The sequence below is a fragment of the Streptomyces oryzae genome (assembly GCF_017676365.1).
Lineage (GTDB): Bacteria > Actinomycetota > Actinomycetes > Streptomycetales > Streptomycetaceae > Streptomyces > Streptomyces oryzae.
In genome coordinates this window covers 1-20,501 of record NZ_JADKMA010000097.1, presented here as the reverse complement: position 1 = coordinate 20,501, position 20,501 = coordinate 1, and the positions used below count along the sequence as shown (strand labels likewise).

General features: G+C 70.9%; 19 protein-coding genes. 8 read left to right on the top strand and 11 right to left on the bottom strand.

The genetic code is table 11. The features are described 5' to 3' along the window. Positions 1-48: 48 nt before the first annotated feature. The 4 genes from ITI46_RS19475 (at position 49) to ITI46_RS19460 (ending at position 5,265) form a co-directional block, all read left to right on the top strand. Positions 49-1,476, top strand: a complete 1,428-nt coding sequence (locus tag ITI46_RS19475) for a class II fumarate hydratase (protein WP_209240946.1) — start codon at positions 49-51, stop codon at positions 1,474-1,476. 105 nt (positions 1,477-1,581) lie between these two features. Next, positions 1,582-2,274 carry a cytidylyl-2-hydroxypropylphosphonate hydrolase gene (gene fomD, locus ITI46_RS19470; RefSeq protein ID WP_209240945.1) on the top strand — a complete coding sequence of 231 codons (693 nt, stop codon included), beginning with the start codon at positions 1,582-1,584 and terminating at the stop codon, positions 2,272-2,274. 104 nt (positions 2,275-2,378) lie between these two features. Continuing rightward, a complete protein-coding gene (locus ITI46_RS19465) occupies positions 2,379-3,089 on the top strand; it encodes a class I SAM-dependent DNA methyltransferase (RefSeq protein ID WP_209240944.1) in 711 nt (236 codons plus the stop codon). Between the two features lie 49 nt (positions 3,090-3,138). Then, the gene (locus ITI46_RS19460) at positions 3,139-5,265 is read left to right on the top strand and encodes a SpoIIE family protein phosphatase (protein ID WP_209240943.1); all 2,127 of its coding nucleotides are present in this window, start codon (positions 3,139-3,141) and stop codon (positions 5,263-5,265) included. A gap of 106 nt (positions 5,266-5,371) precedes the next feature. Here ITI46_RS19460 and ITI46_RS19455 read toward each other — a convergent pair whose 3' ends face one another. The 3 genes from ITI46_RS19455 to ITI46_RS19445 all read right to left on the bottom strand — a co-directional run bounded on the left by ITI46_RS19455 (position 5,372) and on the right by ITI46_RS19445 (position 6,987). Then, a complete protein-coding gene (locus tag ITI46_RS19455) occupies positions 5,372-5,902 on the bottom strand; it encodes an alkyl hydroperoxide reductase (RefSeq protein ID WP_209240942.1) in 531 nt (176 codons plus the stop codon). 5 nt (positions 5,903-5,907) lie between these two features. Beyond that, positions 5,908-6,462 (bottom strand): peroxiredoxin, encoded by a 555-nt coding sequence (locus ITI46_RS19450; RefSeq protein ID WP_209240941.1) that lies wholly within the window; start codon positions 6,460-6,462, stop codon positions 5,908-5,910. 213 nt (positions 6,463-6,675) lie between these two features. Next, positions 6,676-6,987: a hypothetical protein gene (locus tag ITI46_RS19445; RefSeq protein ID WP_209240940.1), complete on the bottom strand. Its 312-nt coding sequence runs from the start codon at positions 6,985-6,987 to the stop codon at positions 6,676-6,678. Positions 6,988-7,189: 202 nt separating this feature from the next. Between ITI46_RS19445 and ITI46_RS19440 the strand changes: the two genes are divergently transcribed. Beyond that, on the top strand, positions 7,190-8,164 hold the full coding sequence (locus ITI46_RS19440; protein ID WP_209240939.1) for a hydrogen peroxide-inducible genes activator: 975 nt from the start codon (positions 7,190-7,192) through the stop codon (positions 8,162-8,164). Between the two features lie 28 nt (positions 8,165-8,192). Here the strand turns inward: ITI46_RS19440 and ITI46_RS19435 are convergent, their stop codons facing one another. The 3 genes from ITI46_RS19435 to ITI46_RS19425 form a co-directional block, all read right to left on the bottom strand. Beyond that, entirely contained in the window at positions 8,193-8,420 is a 228-nt protein-coding gene (locus tag ITI46_RS19435) for a type II toxin-antitoxin system antitoxin (protein ID WP_209240938.1), read from the bottom strand. Continuing rightward, positions 8,417-9,352, bottom strand: coding sequence for an SPFH domain-containing protein (locus tag ITI46_RS19430; RefSeq protein WP_209240937.1), 936 nt, complete (start codon positions 9,350-9,352; stop codon positions 8,417-8,419). The genes ITI46_RS19435 and ITI46_RS19430 overlap by 4 nt, the downstream gene beginning before the upstream one ends. 224 nt (positions 9,353-9,576) lie before the next feature. Then, the gene (locus ITI46_RS19425) at positions 9,577-10,101 is read right to left on the bottom strand and encodes a PadR family transcriptional regulator (RefSeq protein ID WP_209240936.1); all 525 of its coding nucleotides are present in this window, start codon (positions 10,099-10,101) and stop codon (positions 9,577-9,579) included. 351 nt (positions 10,102-10,452) lie between these two features. Between ITI46_RS19425 and ITI46_RS19420 the strand changes: the two genes are divergently transcribed. Then, positions 10,453-12,243, top strand: coding sequence for an alpha/beta hydrolase (locus ITI46_RS19420; protein ID WP_209240953.1), 1,791 nt, complete (start codon positions 10,453-10,455; stop codon positions 12,241-12,243). A gap of 43 nt (positions 12,244-12,286) precedes the next feature. On the opposite strand, the gene ITI46_RS19415 is transcribed toward ITI46_RS19420, so the two are convergent. The 4 genes from ITI46_RS19415 to ITI46_RS19400 form a co-directional block, all read right to left on the bottom strand. Beyond that, positions 12,287-13,717: an AI-2E family transporter gene (locus ITI46_RS19415; protein ID WP_209240935.1), complete on the bottom strand. Its 1,431-nt coding sequence runs from the start codon at positions 13,715-13,717 to the stop codon at positions 12,287-12,289. 232 nt (positions 13,718-13,949) lie between these two features. Then, positions 13,950-14,684: an aggregation-promoting factor C-terminal-like domain-containing protein gene (locus tag ITI46_RS19410; RefSeq protein ID WP_209240934.1), complete on the bottom strand. Its 735-nt coding sequence runs from the start codon at positions 14,682-14,684 to the stop codon at positions 13,950-13,952. Between the two features lie 419 nt (positions 14,685-15,103). Next, positions 15,104-16,429 (bottom strand): RNA 5'-3' helicase PhoH2, encoded by a 1,326-nt coding sequence (phoH2, locus tag ITI46_RS19405; protein ID WP_209240933.1) that lies wholly within the window; start codon positions 16,427-16,429, stop codon positions 15,104-15,106. A gap of 685 nt (positions 16,430-17,114) precedes the next feature. Continuing rightward, on the bottom strand, positions 17,115-17,876 hold the full coding sequence (locus ITI46_RS19400) for an isoprenyl transferase (protein WP_209240932.1): 762 nt from the start codon (positions 17,874-17,876) through the stop codon (positions 17,115-17,117). 150 nt (positions 17,877-18,026) lie between these two features. On the opposite strand from ITI46_RS19400, the gene mgrA reads away from it, so the two are divergent. Continuing rightward, a complete protein-coding gene (gene mgrA / locus ITI46_RS19395; RefSeq protein WP_209240931.1) occupies positions 18,027-19,121 on the top strand; it encodes an L-glyceraldehyde 3-phosphate reductase in 1,095 nt (364 codons plus the stop codon). 156 nt (positions 19,122-19,277) lie between these two features. On the opposite strand, the gene ITI46_RS19390 is transcribed toward mgrA, so the two are convergent. After that, positions 19,278-20,039 (bottom strand): prepilin peptidase, encoded by a 762-nt coding sequence (locus ITI46_RS19390; protein WP_209240930.1) that lies wholly within the window; start codon positions 20,037-20,039, stop codon positions 19,278-19,280. A 198-nt stretch (positions 20,040-20,237) separates the two neighbouring features. On the opposite strand from ITI46_RS19390, the gene ITI46_RS19385 reads away from it, so the two are divergent. Beyond that, on the top strand, positions 20,238-20,459 hold the full coding sequence (locus ITI46_RS19385) for a hypothetical protein (protein WP_209240929.1): 222 nt from the start codon (positions 20,238-20,240) through the stop codon (positions 20,457-20,459). The last annotated feature ends 42 nt before the right edge of the window (positions 20,460-20,501 follow it).

Here is a 20,501-nt window from a genome sequence, read left to right as displayed (position 1 = left end):
ATGTGTGCGGCCGTACGGGATGCTGAACCGTGTGGAGGTGTACGCACAATGACCGACAGCACCGGTGAGAACAGGTCCGGCCACCGCATCGAGCGCGACTCGATGGGCGAGGTGCGGGTCCCCGCGCACGCCAAGTGGCGGGCGCAGACGCAGCGGGCCGTGGAGAACTTCCCCCTCAGCGGGCAGCGGCTGGAGCGGGCGCATATCGAGGCGCTGGCCCGGATCAAGGCGGCGGCAGCGGTGGTGAACGCCCGGCTCGGGGTGCTCGACCAGGAGCGGGCCGACGCCGTGCGGGCGGCGGCCGAGGAGGTCGCCGAGGGATCGTGGGACGACCACTTCCCGGTCGATGTGTTCCAGACGGGCTCGGGCACCTCTTCCAACATGAACATGAACGAGGTGCTGGCGACGCTGGCCACCGAGCGGCTGGCGGCCTCCAACGCGGACGCGCCCTCCGTGCATCCGAACGACCATGTCAACGCCAGCCAGTCGTCCAACGACGTCTTCCCTTCCTCCATCCACATCGCCGCGACGGCCGCGGTGACCGCCGATCTGATCCCGGCGCTGGAGCGGCTGACCGCGTCGCTGGAGGGCAAGGCGGGCGAGTTCGCCGATGTGGTCAAGTCGGGCCGTACGCATCTGATGGACGCCACGCCGGTGACGCTGGGCCAGGAGTTCGGCGGCTATGCGGCCCAGATGCGGTACGGCGTCGAACGGCTGCGGGCCACGCTGCCCCGGCTGGCCGAACTGCCGCTGGGCGGTACGGCCGTGGGCACCGGGATCAACACGCCGCCCGGCTTCGCTCCCGCCGTCATCGAGGAGGTGGCCCGAGCCACGGGGCTCCCGCTGACCGAGGCGCGGGACCACTTCGAGGCGCAGGGCGCCAGGGACGCGCTGGTGGAGACCTCAGGGCAGCTGAGGACCATCGCGGTGGGCCTCACCAAGATCTGCAACGATCTGCGCTGGATGGCCTCCGGGCCGCGCACCGGGCTCGCGGAGATCGCGCTGCCGGACCTCCAGCCGGGCTCCTCGATCATGCCGGGCAAGGTCAACCCCGTCGTCCCTGAGGCGGTGCTGATGGTCGCCGCGCAGGTCACGGGAAACGACGCGACGGTGGCCGCGGCGGGCGCCGCGGGCAATTTCGAGCTGAACGTGATGCTGCCCGTCATCGCCAAGAACCTGCTGGAGTCGGTACGGCTGCTGGCGGGCGCGGCGCGGCTGCTGGCCGACCGCACCGTCGACGGCATCACCGCGAATGCGGAACGCGCACGGGAGTTCGCCGAGTCCTCCCCCTCCGTCGTCACTCCGCTCAACAAATACATCGGCTACGAGAACGCGGCGGCCGTCGCGAAGAAGGCCATGGCCGAGCAGCTCACCATCCGGGAGGCCGTGCTGGAGTCCGGCTACGTCGAGCGGGGCGAGCTGACGCTGGAACAGCTGGACGAGGCGCTGGACGTACTGCGGATGACACACCCCTGACGCACACACCACACCCTGCCCGCAGACCTCTCTGACGCAGCGTCGCCCGCACCGCTGCGGCACAGCTCACGGCGGGCCGGCGGCCTTGGCACCTAAGATCCCGTCATGACAGCGGAACAGCTGGCGCCCCGGCAGCGTTGGGCCACAGGCACCCAGATCCTGTGGCGCTACCGCGCCAACGGTGCCGAACACCCCCACATCTGCCGCCCCGTCACCGTCGTACGGGACACCGCGGAGCTGCTGGCGGCCTGGATGGCGCCCGGTACGCCGTGTGTCAGACCTGAACTCGCCGACGGCACGCCCATCTCCCGGGAGCCGCTGGCCACCCGCTACACCAAGCCGCGCCGGACCGCCTTCGCCCACTGGTCCGGCATGGGCGTGCTGAAGCTGGCGCGGCCGGCCGAGCCGTGGTCGGTGTGGCTGTTCTGGGAGAACGGCTGGCGGTTCAAGAATTTCTACGTGAATCTGGAGGAGCCCCGGCTGCGCTGGCCGGGCGGGGTGGACTCCGAGGACCACTTCCTGGATCTCGCGGTGCGCCCGGACGGCAGCTGGGAGTGGCTGGACGAGGACGAGTTCGCCGCTGCGCAGCACGCCGGGCTGCTGGACGAGGCGCAGGCCGCGCGGATCAGGGAGGCGGGTCGGCAGGCCGTGGAGGCGGTGCGCTCGTGGGGGTCACCGTTCGCGGACGGCTGGGAGCGGTGGCGGCCCGATCCGGCCTGGCCGGTTCCCGAGCTGCCCGACGACTGGGACAGGCCGCCGTTCAACGCGTGTGCGCACCGGCCTCCCGGTGCCCCTTGATACGCCCCCATACTGCAAACGTAGGATCAACGTCTGTAATCGTACGCTGCACAACTCCCCTCACCCCCCGGGGACTTGACCGGCAGCCAGGAAGGAGCCCAGCCGTGAGCAGCTCTGCGGGTTTTGGGGCTAGCGGGAGGTCCGGGGCAGGTGCCGGGGCATATGACGGATTTGACCGTACGAACATCGACAGGTCGGGCCAGGCTGCGGCATTCGACGCCATCGGGGACCGGTACGACGAGGCATTTCCCCACAAGGAGGGCCAGATCGCCTGCGCCGCCTGGCTGACCGAGCAACTGCCGCCCGGCTCCCGGGTGCTGGACGTGGGCTGCGGCACCGGGCTGCCGACGGCCCGCCAGCTCGCCGACGCCGGGCTGAAGGTCGTCGGCATCGACTTGTCGTCCTCGATGCTGAAACTGTGCCGCGACAACGTCCCGGAGAGCGAGTGCCGCAAGCTGGATGTGGCCGACCTGGAGTCGTCGTGCCTGGGACCGTTCGACGGCGCCGTCGCGTTCTTCTCCCTGCTGATGCTGCCCCGCCCGGAGATCCCGTTCGCCCTGCGGGCCCTGCACGGGCAGCTGCGCGGCGAGGGGCCGCTGGCCCTGGGCATGGTGGAGGCGGACGTGAACGATTTCGCGATCCCGTTCCTGGGCAACTCGATCCGGGTATCCGGCTATCTGCGGGACGAATTGCGCGCGGTGGTCCACGACGCGGGGTTCGATGTCGTAGGAGAGGACGCGCGCGCGTACGCTCCTGCGAGCACGGATGTACCACCCGAGATCCAGCTTTTCTTGCAGTGCCGACGACGCCCATAGACCGCGAGCACCCAGCGCAGGGCGTGCGCCGACGCGCAGCCCCGGATGGATGGAAACCGAACGCGTGACGGAGCACGAGAAACCTGCGGCGAGCAGCACGACAGAACCGACGCCCCCCACACCGTCGGCCAACGCCCACACCGGCCCCGGCGGCGGCGAGGGACAGCCGGCCGCGCGCGGGCGCGACGGCACCCCGCCCCGGCCGCGGCCGCATCCCCCGCAGCCCGGCGAGTCCGCAAGACCCACCGACCCGGCGCTCGCCGCCGAGCCGCCGGAGCCGCCCCTCGCCGCCGAGCCGCCCACCGCCGAGGACTCCGGGAGCGAACGCTCCGAACGCGAGCGCCGTGGCGGGGACCGGCTGCGGTTCGTCGGCGCTGCGACGCGGCGCATCGCCCGCGGCGTCGATCTGGACGAGACGGTCCTGGGTCTGTGCCGCGCCAGTGTGCCCGCGTACTCCGACGCGATCCTCGTCTATCTGCGCGACCCGCTGCCGGTCGGCGACGAGCGGCCCACCGGGCCCTTCGTGCTGCGGCTGCGGCGCAGCGACCGGATTCCCGAGGATCCGCTGGCCGCACAGGCGTTGCAGGCCGCACAGGCGCAGGCGGCGGTCTCCGGCGGCCGGAGCGCGGACGGCGCCGGGCAGCCGGCCGAGGCCGCCGGGTTCCCCGGGCAGGTGGCCGCCGAGGCCGCGGGGCTCTCCCTGGGCATGGCCGCCGGCATGGCGGCAGGCGGCGCGTCCACGAGCGCGGCGAAGCTCACCGAGGTACGTCCGGGCGGCCCGCTGGCCGAGGTGCTGCGCGGGGTGCGGCCGGTCTTCGCCGACTCCCCCGCGGCCAGCGCCGCGCTGCCCGAACTCCTCGGCCCCGACCGGGAGGTGCCCGCAGGGCACCGCGCCATCCTCGCGCCGCTGCGCGGACGCCGCCGGGTCATCGGTGCCGCCGTCTTCCTGCGCCGCCCGGACCGCCCCGCCTTCGAGCCGGACGACCTGCTCATCGCGGCGCAGCTGGCCACCCATACGGCACTCGGCGTGGACAAGGCGGTGCTCTACGGGCGCGAGGCGTACATCGCCGACGAGCTGCAGCGCACCATGCTGCCCGACGAACTCCCGCAGCCCACCGGCGTCACCCTCGCCAGCCGCTATCTGCCGGCCGCCGAGACCGCCCGGGTCGGCGGCGACTGGTACGACGCCATCCCGCTGCCCGGCTCCCGGGTGGCGCTGGTGGTCGGCGATGTGATGGGCCACTCGATGACCTCCGCGGCGATCATGGGCCAGCTGCGGACGACTGCGCAGACACTGGCCGGGCTCGACCTGCCGCCCCAGGAAGTGCTGCACCATCTGGACGAGCAGGCCCAGCGGCTCGGCAGCGACCGCATGGCCACCTGCCTCTACGCCGTCTACGACCCGGTGGCGCACCGCATCGTCGTGGCCAACGCGGGCCATCCGCCGCCCGTCATGCTGCACCGCAGCGGCCGGGCCGAAGTGCTGCGGATACCGGCCGGTGCGCCGATCGGGGTCGGCGGCGTCGACTTCGAGGCCGTCGAACTGGACGCGCCGGCGGGCGCCACGCTGCTGCTGTACACCGACGGACTGGTCGAGTCGCGGCAGCGCGACGTGTGGACCGGCATCGAGCACCTGCGCGAGAAGCTGGCCGCCACCGCGCGACTCACCCGTCCCGGTGCCTCGGCCCCGCTGGAGCCGCTGTGCGACGAGGTGCTGGACATTCTCGGGCCCGGCGACCGGGACGACGACATCGCTCTGCTGGCCGCACGCTTCGATGGGATCGCTCCCAGCGATGTCGCCTACTGGTTCCTCGACCCCCGCGCCCAGACCGCGCGCCAGGCCCGCCGGCTGGCCCGCAGAGCGCTGGCCCGCTGGGGTCTGGACGAGCTGTCGGACGCGGTGGAACTGCTGGTCAGCGAGATCGTCACCAACGCCGTGCGGTACGCCGAACGTCCCATCACGTTGCGGCTGCTGCGTACCGACATGCTGCGGTGTGAGGTGGGGGACGATGTGCCGCAGCTCCCCCGGCTGCGGCAGGCCCGCGCCACCGATGAGGGCGGGCGCGGGCTGTATCTGGTCAACCGCCTCGCCCGGCGGTGGGGGGCCACGCGGCTCTCCACGGGCAAGGTCGTCTGGTTCGAGCTCCCCATTCCCGAACCCGAACCGGAGTTGTGACCTCGCGCCAAGGCCCGCACCCGGGCGGCGGCCGCCCCTTGTAGGGGGCTGAGGCATCGTCGCCGGGTGCGGGCCGGTGCGCTGCGCAGCTGAGGTCCCAACTCGGTCAGGCGAGTTGGGACTCCGCGTCGAGGGTGGTGGCCACCGCCTGGACCACGGAAGCGATCTTGAACGCTTCCTGGATCGTCTCGCGGTCCACACCCGCCTTGCGCAGCACCTGCTCATGGGAGTCGAGGCACTGCCCGCAGCCGTTGATCGCGGAGACGGCGAGCGACCACAGCTCGAAGTCGGTCTTCTCGACACCGGGGTTGCCGATGACGTTCATCCGCAGCCCGGCGCGCAGCGTGCCGTACTCAGGGTCCGACAGCAGGTGCCGGGTGCGGTAGAAGACGTTGTTCATCGCCATGACGGCGGCAGCCGACTTCGCGGCGGTGTACGCCTCGCCGCTCAGCTTCTCCTTGGCCTCCGGCTCCAGCGCGCGCAGCACGATCCCGGAGCGGGACGCGATGGCGCAGGCCAGCACGGTGCCCCAGACCTGCTGCTCGGGCAGCTGGGAGTTGCCTATGACGGAGCCGAGGTTGAGCTTCAGGTCCTTCGCGTAGTCCGGAAGGGCCGACTTCAGGTCATCGAGAGCCATGCTGCTCACTCACCAGCCAGCAGCGCGACCGGGTCGAGGGTCTCCTCGCCCTTGGTCCAGTTGCAGGGGCACAGCTCGTCGGTCTGCAGCGCGTCGAGGACCCGCAGGACCTCCTTGGGGTTACGGCCGACGGAGCCGGCGGTCACCATCGTGAACTGGATCTCGTTGTTCTGGTCCACGACGAAGACGGCGCGCTGCGCGAAGCCGTCCTCGCCCTCGATGCCGAGCGCGCGCATCAGCTCGTGCTTGGAGTCGGCCATCATCGGGAAGGGCAGGTCGGTCAGGTCCGGGTGGTCCTTGCGCCAGGCGTGGTGCACGAACTCCGAGTCACCGGAGAAACCGAGGATCTGCGCGTCGCGGTCGGCGAACTCCTCGTTCAGCTTGCCGAACGCGGAGATCTCGGTGGGACAGACGAAGGTGAAGTCCTTGGGCCAAGCAAAGACGACTTTCCACTTGCCCTCGTAGGTCTTGTGGTTGATCGTCTCGAACTCCTTGCCCTTCTCCAGAGAGACGCAGGCGGTCAGCTCGAACTCAGGGAACTTGTCACCGACAGTGAGCACGTACAACTCCTTGCACTTGCGGCCAGGATGCCCGGATTGCAGGCATTCCTGGAGATTGGTCGCCACCACCTAACCACATGCGCCATTGATCGCGGAAATAGCCCGCAGCGAGTCGTTTGATCGGGGGAAGCTATCAGCGGGGGCCGGGGACGCGTTCCGGACAGCCGTGCGGCCCGGACCGGCGAACGGTCCGGGCCGCCTGTGGCGATCAGTTCACCCCTGCTCGCCCTGGTCCTGCTCCGCACCCTCGACCTCGTTGGCGACCGAAGCGTGGCCGAACTTGCCGATCAGCTTGGTGACGATGTCGCCCGCCTCGACCGACTTGTCCTGCTGCGACAGCTTCACATTGCGGGAGTCCTCGACGTTGGCGTAAGCGAGGTCACCGGGGCCGCTCTCACGGATCTCCTGGAGGTTGACGGACGCCCCGAAGTTGAGGCCACTGTCAGCCAGGGCAAGCGGTGCCGAAAGACCACCGAGGGCAACAGTGAGACCGGCCACGACCGCGGCGCGTGCACATCTCTTCATTGATGACTCCTCCTCGTACATGTGAGTGTCATACCTATTTGTACGACAATGCTCTTATTTGCACTTAGTAGAGGCCTTACGCGACACATGCCGGAAATTCACCTGTCAGGCGGCACCGTCGCGCGGCCCACACCCCCGCCGAACTCCGTTCTGACCTGCGGCAATAGTTACAGTGGGCGTGGTTGATTGGAGTGAGTTATCAGTGACCGCCACCGCTGTCCCCGTACCGCCCACCCGGGCGGCGCGCAGCCGCCAGCCCAGCCTTTCGCAGCTACGGGCCTTCGCCGCCGTCGCGGAGCATCTGCACTTCCGGGAGGCCGCAGCGGCGCTGGGCATGAGCCAGCCCGCGCTCTCCGGCGCGGTCGCGGCCCTGGAGGAGACGCTGGGGGTGCAGCTGCTGGAGAGAACCACCCGAAAAGTGCTGCTCTCCCCCGCCGGTGAACGCATGGCCGCCCGTACGCGGGCCGTACTGCACGCCGTGGGCGAGCTGATGGAGGAGGCCGAGGCGGCGCAGGCCCCGTTCACCGGGGTGCTGCGACTGGGGGTGATACCGACAGTGGCGCCGTATCTGCTGCCCACCGTGCTCGGTCTCGTCCACAAGCGCTACCCGGACCTGGACCTGCAGGTGCACGAGGAACAGACGGCCTCGCTGCTGGAAGGGTTGGGGCAGGGGCGGCTGGATCTGCTGCTGTGCGCTGTCCCGCTGGGCTCTCCGTGGGTGCACGAGGTGCCGCTGTTCGACGAGGACTTCGTGCTGGTCACTCCGGACGGCCACCCGGCCGCCGGGCGCTCGGACCTGCCGCGCTCCCTGCTGCGCGAACTCGATCTGCTGCTGCTCGACGAGGGGCACTGCCTGCGTGACCAGGCCCTCGACATCTGCCGCGAGGCCGGCCGCACCGAGTCGACCAGCGTGACGACCAGCGCCGCCGGCCTCTCCACGCTGGTGCAGCTGGTGGCCGGGGGCATGGGCGTGACGCTGCTGCCGCATACGGCGGTCCGGGTGGAGGCCGGGCGCAACGAGTCGCTGCGTACGGCGCACTTCGCCGATCCCGCGCCGTCCCGGCGGATCGCGCTGGCGATGCGGGAGGGTGCGGCGCGCGAGGAGGAGTTCCGCGCCTTCGGCGACGCCCTGCGGGCCGCGATGCGGCCGCTGCCCGTACGGCCCGTACTGCCCTAGCGGCGCCCGTCGCCCCTGGCGGGGCGGGTCACCCCTCGCTGGGCGGGCGGCCGCGGCGCGGGTGCGGGCGTGCCTCCTTGGGGAGGCGGCCGGCTTCCTTGAGGGCCCGGCGCAGCAGATAGTCGATCTGCGCGTTGGTGGACCGCAGTTCGTCGGCCGCCCAGCGGGCGAGCGCGTCGTGCATGGCAGGGTCGAGCCGCAGCAGCACCTGCTTGCGCTGCTGCGGCCTGCCCTTGCCCTCGCCGTCTGCCGTCACTGGTAGAGCGACCCCGTATTCATGACGGGCTGCGGGGAGCGGTCGCCGCACAGCACCACCAGCAGGTTGCTGACCATGCTGGCCCTGCGCTCCTCGTCCAGCTCCACGAAGTCCTGCGCGGTGATCCGGGCCAGCGCGTCCTCGACCATGCCGCAGGCGCCCTCCACGATCTGCTTGCGGGCCGCGACCACGGCGCCCGCCTGCTGCCGCTGGAGCATGGCGGAGGCGATCTCGGGGGCGTAGGCGAGGTGGGTGAAGCGGGACTCGACCACCGACACACCGGCGGCACGCACCCGGGCCGTCAGCTCGGCTGCCAGCTTCTCGGTGATCTCCTCGGCGTTGCCGCGCAGCGAGAGGCCCGCCTCGTCGTGTGCGTCGTACGGGTACTCGATGGCGATGTGGCGGACCGCGGCCTCGGTCTGGGTGGAGACGAACTCCACGTAGTCGTCCACCGAGAACGTGGCCTGCGCGGTGTCCCGCACCTGCCAGACGACGACCGCGGCGAGCTCTATCGGGTTGCCGTAGGCGTCGTTGACCTTGAGGACCGCCGTCTCGTGGTTGCGGACCCGGGTGGAGATCTTCGTGCGGCTGGTGAGCGGGTTGACCCAGCGCAGGCCGTCCGCGCGGATGGTGCCGGTGTAGCGGCCGAAGAGCTGGACGACGCGGGCCTCGCCCGGCGCCACCATGTTCAGCCCCGCCATGCCGAAGACGGCGGCGATCACCAGCACGATGCCGAGGACGATCAGTACGCCGCCGCCGGCTCCGCTGCCGTCCGAGGCGAGGCCGCCGCCCGCGATGACGGCGCCGACGCCGAGCAGGAAGCCGATCAGCCCCAGCAGCAGGGCGAGCCCGCCCGGGATGCTGTGCGCTGTCGTCTCCTTCACTTCCGGCGTAGGCATTTCAGGTGCGTCGGTCGGCTGGTCAAGGCTCATCGCGTTCCCCCCGGTCGGTCGTGCGTGCGGTCGGTTGTGCGGTCAGGCGGGCACGCAGCCCGGGCGGGCCGGCGCGCCTCTAGCAAAGTGATAGCACTTTAACGCCTGGAGGCGGGCCGTGCCAACCCCCGGCAGCAGCGGGCGAGCGGCCAGGGACGAGCAGCCGGGGAGGGAGCGGCCAGGGAGTGCGCGGCCAGGAACGGAGCCCCGGCACCGAGCGGCGGTCATGAGCGCACCTGGGCGGCCAGCCTGTCGAGCCGGGCGGCAGCCGTCTCCAGCCACCTCAGGTCCGCCTCCAGGTGGAAGAGGGCGTGGTCGCAGATGAGCTGGTCCGCGAGGTCGCCGGCCGTCTTGCGGCGGGTCAACTCGCGCATCAGCCGCAGATGTTCGGAGCGCTGGGTGTCCAGCAGCGCGGCGCCGTCCCGCCCGGTCAGCAGGGCGAGCACCAGCTTGGTGTAGAGCGTGCTGTGCAGATAGGGCTCCGGCTTCTCCGGCGTGGACAGCCAGCTCTCCACATCGGTGATCCCGGCATCGGTGATCGCGTACCGCTTGCGCTCCGGGCCCTCCCCCGACTCTATGCCCTCGACTTCGACGAGCCCGTTCTTCAGCAGGCGCGACATGGTCGAGTAGACCTGCCCGTAGTGCAGCGGCCTGTCCTGCCCGAACTTCTCGTCGAAGGCCCGTTTCAGGTCGTACCCATGGCGTGGCCCAATCTCCAGCAAGCCGAGCAACGTATGACTGATCGACATACCGAAACTATACACTACGTGTATACACCCTGTGGATAGTCAGTGCCGGGCAGTCCCGCAGAGCCACGGCCCTGCTTGCCACGGCCCCGCCGCCGCACCGGCGTTGGGGGCCACGGGCAACCCCCTCGCCCCTGGCTGCGTCAGCCAACGGGGCCGCCGAAACGGGCGGTCGGCCTCGTTTGCGGACATCGATCGGGAAAGTGGGCGATGGGACAGGCAGCGGACGACCAGCTCACCACAGCGCCGCGCGCGGAACCGCTCCAGGAGCCGCACGAGGACACCGGCCCGCTCCACACCGCCGCCCGGCCCCCGCACGCCGAGCCGCCGGTCCGCATCCGGCCGCCGCGCGGCATGCTGGTGCTGCGCCGGATACGCCGGCGCGCGCTCGGCCTCGTGCGGCGCTTCGCCCGGCGGCCGTACTGGGAGGCGCCCGATTCCGCGTATGTCGTACGCCGTTGGCCCGGGCTGACGGCGATGTGCTGCGCGACGCTGTTCTTCTGGCTCTCGCTCACGCCCTCCCTCGTGCCCAGGCCCTGGCTGCTGCAAGGGGTGATCGGCGGGATAACGGCCGCCATCGGATATGCCGTCGGCGGGCTCGCGGAGTGGCTGCTGCGGCTGGCGCTGGGACCTCTGTGCCGCAGATACCGCCGCCGCGTACTCCGCGTGCTGCCCGGGCGGCCGGGGCCGCACTGGCGGGCGCGCGGCTGGCTGGCGTACTACCTGCTCAGCACCGTGCTCACCATCGCCGCGCTGTCCTGGAGCGCCGACGCGCAGCGGGAGCTGCGCCGGCTCCAGGAGATGCCGGAGACCCTCACCTGGCACTCCATGATGATCGCGCTGCTCGCCATGGCGATCTGCGGCGTGCTGGTGGCGATCGGCCGCACCGTACGGCTGGGCACCCGCGCCCTGATCCGGCTGCTCGGCCGGTTCGTGCCGCGCCCGCTGGCCATTGCCGCCGGAGTGCTGGTGAGCGCCGTCGTCGTGGTCTTCGGCACCCGCGACGTCGTCTTCGACCGCGGCATCATCGACATCGCAGCGCGGCTGGCCGAGAAGACCGACCAGAGCACCAAGGACGGCATCGTCCAGCCCACCTCACACCTCGTCTCGGGCAGCCGCTCCTCGCTGGTGCGCTGGGAGGAGCTGGGCTACGAAGGGCGGAACTTCACCGGCTCGTCCCTGACCCCGCACCAGATCAGCACCGTCACCGGCAAGCCCGCCGTACAGCCGATCCGGGTCTACATCGGCCAGGAGTCGGCGCCCACCTTCGCCTCCCGGGCCGCGCTGGCGGTACGGGAGCTGGAGCGCACCGGCGCGTTCGACCGTGAGGTGCTGGCCATCGCGGGCACCACAGGGCGGGGCTGGGTCAACTCGACGGACGCCGAACCGCTGGAGTACATCCACGGCGGGAACACCGCGATCGTCGCCGTGCAGTACTCCTACCTGCCCAGCTGGGCCTCCTTCATGGTGGACAAGGAACAGGCGGGCCGCGCCACCCGGGCGCTGGTCGAGGCGGTACGAGCGCGCTGGCTGCGCATACCGGCCCACGAGCGGCCGAAACTCGTCGTCTTCGGCGAGTCCCTCGGCGCCTACGGGATCGAGGCGTCCTTCGACGGCCCCGACGACATGCTGAAGAAGGTGGACGGCGCGCTGCTCGCCGGAACGCCCAACTTCTCCCCCATCCGCCGGCAGCTGACCGCACACCGCGACCCAGGCACCCCGATCTGGCGGCCCGAGTACGAGAAGGGGCGCCACTTCCGGTTCGCCCAGTGGCCGAAGAAGGACCTGGCACGGCCGGGGCCGCAGTCCGCTTCCGGGTGGCGGGCGCCGCGCGTCGTCTACCTCCAGAACGCCTCGGACGCCATCGTGTGGTGGTCACCCGGTCTCGCCCTCGACCCGCCGCGCTGGCTGCGCGAGCCGCTGGGGCCCGACATCACCGACGAGGTCAACTGGTTCCCGCTGGTCACCTTCTGGCAGACGACGGTCGACATGGCCGTCTCCTACGGCGTCGGCGCCCCGCACGGCCACCGCTACGGCAACGGCTCCGTCGAGGGCTGGGCAGCGGTCGCCCCCGCCAAGGGCTGGACGAAAGCCGATACGGAGGCACTGCGCCGCTTCATGGACCAGCGGGAGGCGCCCTACTGAGCCGACGGCGCGTGCGTCGCCCGGGGCAGCGCCCGGGCCCCGGTCATGACTGGTTGCCGTTGCCTTCGGGCAGTTCCGGTCGCTCAGGGCCTGGCGCGGGGCCCGCAGGCCCGGCGCCCTCCTGCTGCGGAGCGGCCTCCTGCAGCCGGCGCAGAGTCTGCTCCTGTGCGTACCCCCGCAGATAGCCGACGACGGTGTTGGTGACGGCGACCAGCGGCACCGACACCACCGCGCCGGGGATCCCGGCGATCAGGCTGCCGCCCGTCACGCCGAGGACCACGGCGAGCGGATGGACGCGCACCAGCCGGCCGAGGATGAACGGCTGGAGGATGTGGCTCTCGATCTGCTGGACGGCCAGCACCACGGCCACCGTCAGCAGCGCCGTGACGATGCCGTCCGTCACCAGCGCCACGACGACGGCGAGCGCGCCGGAGACCACGGCACCGATGATCGGGATGAAGGCGAAGAGGAAGATGAAGACGGCGAGCGGCACGGCCATCGGGACCTTGAGGAAGTACAGCCCGATCCCGATGAAGACCGCGTCGATCAGCGCGACTATCACCGTGCCGCGCACATAGCCGGTGAGCGTCGCCCAGGCACGCGGGCCCGCACCCGCGACACCGTCCCGCGCCGCCGAGGGGACGAACTTCAGCGTCCACTCCCAGATGCGGCGGCCGTCGTAGAGGAGGAAGAGCGTCACGAACATCGCCAGCAGGGCGCCGGAGAGGAACTCCAGGATGACGGTGACGCCCTCGATGCCCGCCGAGGTCAGTTCCTTGCTGTTGTCCCCGATCCAGTCGCTGAGGTTCTGGGCGATCTCGTTGATCTGGTCCTCGGAGACATGGAACGGGCCGTTCAAGGCCCAGTTCTTCAGCTCCTGGATACCGTCCTGCACCTTGTCGGTGAGGGTGTCCAGGTTCTCCATCACCTGCCACACCACGAACCAGCCGACCAGGCCCATCACGACGAAGCCGCCGATGAAGGTGATGGCGGTGGCCAGCCCGCGCCCCAGGCCTATCCGGCGCAGCCGGGCGACGGTGGGCTGGAGCAGCGCGGTGATCAGCAGCCCTGCGGAGAAGGCGATGATCACCAGGCTTATCGTGCTGACGACCTTCATCAGCACCCAGATGACCCCGGCCAGGATCAGCAGCCGCCAGCCGGCCTCGGCCGCGACCCGCATCCCCCACGGCACGGCGGCGGACGGCTCGGGCTTGGCCGCTATGGCGGGCGCGTACTGCGGGGGCGGCGGCACATAGCCGCTCCCGCTCCCGCTCTCCGCGCCGCCGGCCTCCGCCTCGGCCTCTGCCTCCGCCTCGGCCTGCGCCCGGCCCGCCTCGGTGTTGGACAGCTCGGGGTCGATGCCGTCGGCCCTGCGGGCGGCACGGGAGCTGCGCTCCGCTTCGGCACGCCGCTCGGCGGCCTTCGCGGCCCAGCGGCCCGCAGCCGCTCTGAGCCTGTCCATGCTGCTCGTCATTCCGCTTCCTCCGCCCCCGGGCCGGTGCGCCTTCGCCGTGTGAGGGACGACGTTACCCGCGCCGATGGTTGCTTCCCGAACCGGAAGCCGTGCGGAGGACCCCTGCGGAGGGGCGGGCGTGCAGAGTGTGTGCGGACATGAGGGAGCCCCCTGGGCTGATCGTCACGATCGCCACAGGGGGCATCCCGTCCGGACACTCAGGGTCCGGTAAGTCGCGGTGGGCCCGTCCGGCTCAGTACCAGTTGTTGGCCTGCCAGAAGTCCCATGCGCCACATGGGCTTCCGTACCGGTCGTTCATGTAGTTGAGGCCCCACTTTATCTGGGTGGCCGGGTTCGTCCGCCAGTCGGCGCCCGCCGAGGCCATCTTGGAGCCGGGCAGCGCCTGGACGAGGCCGTAGGCACCCGAGGAGGCGTTCGTCGCCTTGTAGTTCCAGCCGGACTCGCGCGAGACGATCTCGGAGAAGCACTGGTACTGGCCGGCGCCGACGATCTGCTTGGCCATCGACTGGACCTCGGCCGTGGTGTACGAGCCCTTCTGGGCGAAGTCCGTACGGTCCGAGGACCGGCTCGCGGCGGTCTTGAGCTTGTCGCGCTCCGCGGCCTTCTTCGCGGCCGCCTCGGCGGCGGCATCCTTCTTCGCCTTCTCCGCCTTGGCCGCCGCGTCCTTGGCAGCCTGCTTGCGGGCGGCTTCCTCGGCGGACTTCCTGGCCTCGGCGTCGGCTGCGGACGATGCGGCGTCCGCCTGCTGCGTGAGGGCTGCCGTCTGCGCATGGGTCTGTGACCCGGCTGGTATGTCCTCTAGGAGCGTCGCCTCGGCGGCGGTGGCCTCGGCGTCACCGGACGCCTGGCCCTGGTCGGCGCCTGCGGCAACACCGACGACGGCGCCGACGGTGGTGACCGCAGTGGCGGACGCCACGGCGAATCCCCGGACCGAAATCCGAGCAGTCACACGGTTTCCTTCCAACATGCCCGCTGGGGTGACCTCGCGGACGCAATCGTGCCCCTGACACTGGCCTCCCTCGTACTGGCCACGGGAGGCACGGGCCCGGTGGGTCTCCCCGACAGGAGAGCCCGCGTGGTGCTTCGGGCGGCATACGGCGCGACTGCTGTTCAGTTCTGTACTGCCTTGCGGTGTCGCACCATTGGTGGTGCGGGTGTGCCGTATGCGGGGCCTGACAGGACCCACACCCTGCCGGAACCGGACGCGCCGAAGCAATTCTGCGCTGAGTGGGAAAGCTCACACAGCGTTTGGGGCACGGGAATCTCGGAAATAGGCGCGCGACCGGGCCCCGTGCGGCTAGGGTGCTGTGCCCATTTCGCACGGGGCCCGGTCGAACGCAGGCCGCTATGCGGCTCTGTTGAGCGCTACGTGGCGGAATGCGCCGGTCAAACCCGGCCCTCCTCCAGCATTTCGGTCACCAGTGCGGCAATGGGAGAACGCTCGGAACGCGTCAGGGTGATGTGCGAGAAGAGCGGATGACCCTTCAACCGCTCGACCACGGCGACGACTCCGTCGTACCGCCCCACCCTGAGGTTGTCCCGCTGCGCCACATCATGGGTGAGCACCACCCGCGAGTCGGTGCCGATCCGGGAGAGCACCGTCAGCAGCACGTTCCGCTCCAGCGACTGTGCCTCGTCGACGATGACGAACGCGTCGTGCAGCGAGCGCCCCCTGATGTGGGTCAGCGGCAGGACCTCCAGCATGCCCCGGGCCACGACCTCCTCGATGACCTCCCGGCTGGTGACCGCCGAGAGCGTGTCGAAGACGGCCTGCGCCCAGGGGCTCATCTTCTCCGCCTCGGTGCCCGGCAGGTAGCCCAGATCCTGGCCCCCGACGGCGTACAGCGGCCGGAAGACCATCACCTTGCTGTGCTGCCTGCGCTCCAGCACCGCCTCCAGCCCCGCGCCGAGCGCCAGCGCGCTCTTGCCCGTGCCGGCCCGGCCGCCCATCGACATGATGCCGACCTCGGGATCGAGCAGCAGATCCAGCGCGATGCGCTGCTCGGCGCTGCGGCCCTTGATACCGAACGCCTCCCGGTCGCCGCGCACCAGCCTGATCCGGCCGTCCGGTGTCACCCGGCCGAGCGCCTTGCCCTTCTCCGACTGGAGCACCAGCCCCGTGTGCACGGGCAGTTCGGGGGCGTCGTACGGCATCGCCACGCTCTCCGCCGCGAACAGCTCGTCGATGTCCTCACCCGGAAGGGTGAGTTCCGCCATGCCCGTCCAGCCGGAGTCGGTGATGGCCAGCTCGGCGCGGTACTCCTCGGCCAGCAGGCCGACGGAGGACGCCTTGATGCGCAGCGGCAGGTCCTTGGAGACGACGGTGACGTCGTATCCCTCCGCCTGGAGGTTCCGGGCGACGGCCAGGATCCGCGAGTCGTTGTCCCCGAGGCGGAAGCCTGCGGGCAGCACCCCCGGATCCGAGTGGTTCAGCTCGACCCGGAGCGTGCCGCCCGTGTCGCCGATCGGGATCGGCGCGTCGAGCCGGCCGTGGCGAATGCGGTACTCGTCGAGCCTGCGGAGGGCCTGCCGGGCGAAATAGCCCAGCTCTGGGTGGTTGCGCTTGGCCTCCAACTCGGTGACGACGACCACGGGGAGCACGATCTCGTGCTCGTCGAACCGGTCCATGGCGGCCGGATCCGCCAGCAGCACGCTGGTGTCGATCACATACGTGCGTCGGTCGGACTCGCTGCGCTTCTTGCTGATCACCACGGTGGGACGAACCCCCTCGGATGAGGTCGGGGAGCGACGGCGTCGCGGGGGAAGAGACCGGAGATGACCCGCACCACGCGGGCCGGACTCCGGCCCTCCGTGTCCTGCGCCCGGTCCGTGCGGGTGAGAGCGCCGCGCGGTCCGGAGGCATCCGTGGTGTCCAAAGGGCCTCCCGGCGACCGTCACCCCTTCGAGGGGCACGGTCGTGAGGGATATTCCCTCCCGGAAGCCGAGCCATGCAATGCCCTGTCCGCATCCCGAACAACCCCGCTCCGCCGTGCTTCGCGGGCCCACCATGCGCTGCGCCATCAGCTGCGCCGGGCTGTGCTGCCCATGCGGAGCTTGGGCAGTCTGCTCCCCCGAGCTCTTCGAGCAGGGGGTACCCCCAGGGCGCAGGGTGGGCAAGCGCAGCCCACCGAGCCGCAGGCGGCCACGAAACCGGCCCCACCCGAGCGGCGGCCGCCCCTTGCAGGGGCTGATGCATCGTCGCCGAGTGCGGGCCGGTGCGCTGCGCTTGCCAGCCCTGCGCCTTGCGCAGACCTCCCAAGCACAGCGAAGCGCGCGCCGCACAGCGAAGCTGGCGCAGACTGCCCAAGCACAGCAGCACAGCAGCACGGCGCAGCCAACGCGGCACGGCGCAGCCGGCGCAGTGCGGCGCAGCCGAGGGGGAAGGGCGGCGGGAGGGCTAGCCCCCGTAGCGGCGGTGGCGCGCAGCGTAGTCGCGGAGGGCTCGGAGGAAGTCGACCTTGCGGAACCCGGGCCACAGCACTTCGCAGAAGTAGTACTCCGAGTGCGCGCTCTGCCACAGCATGAAGCCCGACAGCCGGGTCTCCCCGCTGGTGCGGATGATGAGGTCCGGGTCGGGCTGCCCGCGGGTGTAGAGGTGCTCCGAGATGTCTTCGACGGTGAGGCTCTCCGCGCACTCGTCGAGGCTTATCCCGTGCGCGGCGCGGTCCATCAGCAGCGAGCGCACGGCGTCGGTGATCTCCTGCCGTCCGCCGTAGCCGACGGCCACGTTCACCAGTATCCCGTCGATGTCGCCGGCCTGCTGCTCGGCCTCCTTGAGCACCTTCTGGGTGCTGGCGGGCAATAGATCGAGCTGCCCCACGTGGTGCACGCGCCAGCGCCCGTCGGCGGCGAGGTCGCGGACGGTGTCCTCGATGATCCCGACCAGCGGGAGCAGTTCGCTCTCGGGGCGGCTGAGGTTGTCCGTCGACAGCAGCCAGAGGGTGACGACCTCGACGTCCGTCTCGGCGCACCAGCCGAGCAGTTCCTCGATCTTCGAGGCGCCGGCCTTGTGTCCCTGCTCGGTCGTGCTGCCCGCGGCCCGCGCCCAGCGCCGGTTGCCGTCCAGGATGACGCCGATGTGCTTGGGCACCTGGGCGTGATCGAGACGGTCCTCCACCCGGCGCGCATAGAGCTTGTACACCAGGTCGCGCAACTTCATGGGAACGGCCAGCCTCTCCGTGCCGAGTCGGGATTCCCAGCACCTTACTGCCGTTCGCCCGAGCGTACGAACCGGGCCGGTCACGGGTGCGAGGGCGGCCCCTCACGGGTGCGAAGGGGCCGGTCACGGTGCGGTGATAGGAAATGGCATATGACGCACGGCACGCACCGCACCGCTTTCCCCGTCCCCGACCCCGCAGCAGTACCGTCCGAGACGCTCTACCGCGCGGATCCGCAGCGCTACGCCGCCATGGAGTACCGCCGCACCGGCCGCTCCGGGCTGAAGCTGCCCGCGATATCGCTCGGCCTGTGGCACAACTTCGGCGACGACCGCGCGTTGGCCACCCAGCGGGCGATCCTGCGCCGCGCCTTCGATCTGGGCGTAACGCACTTCGACCTGGCCAACAACTACGGCCCGCCGCCCGGCTCCGCCGAGCTGAACTTCGGCCGCATCTTCGCCCAGGACTTCCGGCCGTACCGCGACGAGCTGGTCATCTCCACCAAGGCGGGCTACCTGATGCACCCGGGCCCTTACGGAGAGTGGGGGTCGCGCAAGTATCTGCTCTCCTCCCTGGACGCCTCGCTGAGCCGGATGGGCCTCGACCACGTCGACATCTTCTACTCGCACCGCTACGACCCCGAGACGCCGCTCGAGGAGACGATGGGCGCCCTCGCCTCCGCCGTGCGCCAGGGCAAGGCGCTGTACGCGGGCATCTCCTCCTACAGCGCGGCACGCACCCGGGAGGCCGCCCGGCTGCTGCGCGAGATGGGTGTGCCCGCGCTGATCCACCAGCCGTCCTACTCGATGATCAACCGCTGGACCGAGGAGGACGGGCTGCTCGACGCGCTGGAGCAGGAGGGCATGGGCTGCATCGCCTTCGCGCCGCTCGCCCAGGGGCTGCTCACCGACAAGTATCTCGACGGCATCCCGGAGGGGTCCAGGGCCGCCCAGGGCAAGTCGCTGGACCCGGCGCTGCTGACGGACGAGGTCGTACGCAGGCTGCGCGGCCTGAACGGCGTCGCCGAGCGGCGCGGGCAGTCCCTGGCGCAGCTGGCCCTGCGCTGGGTGCTGCGCGACCCCAGGATGACCTCGGCCCTCATCGGCGCCAGCTCCGTCGCCCAGCTGGAGGCCAATGTCGCGGCGCTGCACGGGCCGGAGCTCACCGAGGAGGAGCTGCGCGAGATCGCCGAGCTGGCGGTGTCGGAGCCGGGCACCAACATCTGGTCGGCCAGCAGCAACTCGTAAGCAGCGCCGCCGGCAGCAACTCGTAAGCAGGGCAACAAAAAGCGGGCCGGTCCGTGGGGGGATACGGACCGGCCCGAGGGGGGGTTCCCACCATAGCCCCTCGGACGCGATGTTCCGCACACCAACGACCGTGTCGGGCAAGCCAATCCGCGAGTTTCAGGCCGCCAGGCCGCCCAGCGCGACCCCCGCCATCGCCCCGAGCACCATGAAGGGACCGAAGGCCATGGCGCTGTTGCGGCGTGCCCGTCCGGTCACCATCAGCGTGACGCCATAGCCCGCAGCCGCCAGAAAGCCGAGGAAGGCTCCGGCGAACAGCACCCCCCACCCGTACCACCCAAGGGCTACCCCGACCGAAAGCGCGAGCTTGACGTCGCCGAAGGCGACTCCGCGCGGGCTGATCAGGAACAGCACGAAAAACGCTCCGGCCAGCGCCAGTCCGCCCAGCAGCGCCCGGAGCCAGCTTCCGCCGGCGCCGGGCAGCAGGGCCGCGAGCCCCAGCAGGGCCGCGGTGCCGCCGGCGAGGGGGAGGGTGAGCATGTCGGGCAGCCGCATCACGGCGAGGTCCACCGTCGCCAGCAGCAGCGCGACGGGCACGGCCAGCAGCCACACCGCCAGTTCGGGGCGCGGTCCGACGGCTGCCGTCAGCCCCGCGCAGATCAGTGCGCCGAAAACGGCGAGAGCGCCCTGCCCGCGCCCGTACGCTCCCGGGGGCTCCTGGCTCCCGGCGCAGGCGGCGCACGTCGCCGGACCGAGTGCGCCGCGCACTCCCCCGCCCAGCGCATGCCCCCGCGGGCAGCTGCTGCGCCAGGGCTCCCCGGGTTCCACGGAGAGGCGGTAGACGGCGCGTGGCAGCAGGGAGCCCGCCGCGGCGCCGTAACCGGCGGCGGCAACGATCGATATCCACTCCAGCAGCGGCACAACGCGAGCTTACGTCGGGTTGACGAAACGGGTGGTTACTCCCCCGTACGAAGGGGATCTGGAGCGATTCATCTCACACCCGGCAGGAGCACCTTGGCGCGGTGCACCGCCGACACCTGCGACGCAGCACCAACCAGCCGTCTTGAGCGCCTCGTTAACGAACTGCAGTTGTCAGTGGCGGGCCGTACTGTAGTCCGTATGACAACGACTTCCACCGGGCCCGGAGAGCCCGGACGGTCCCTGGAGACCCGCGCGGGCCGCGTGCCCTCGCCGGAGCTCTCCGTCACCGCGGCCAACGACGCGATCAGGGAGTTCGTCGCGGGCCGCACCCTCTGGTCCAAGGAGGCTCTCGCCGAGCTGGACCGGCTGCGCGGGCAGTGGCAGCGCGCCGTACGTGCCGAGATGGTCGAGGCGGCGTGAGGGCCGCCGCCTCGGCCGTCTCCTTCCGCCTTCTCCCACCTC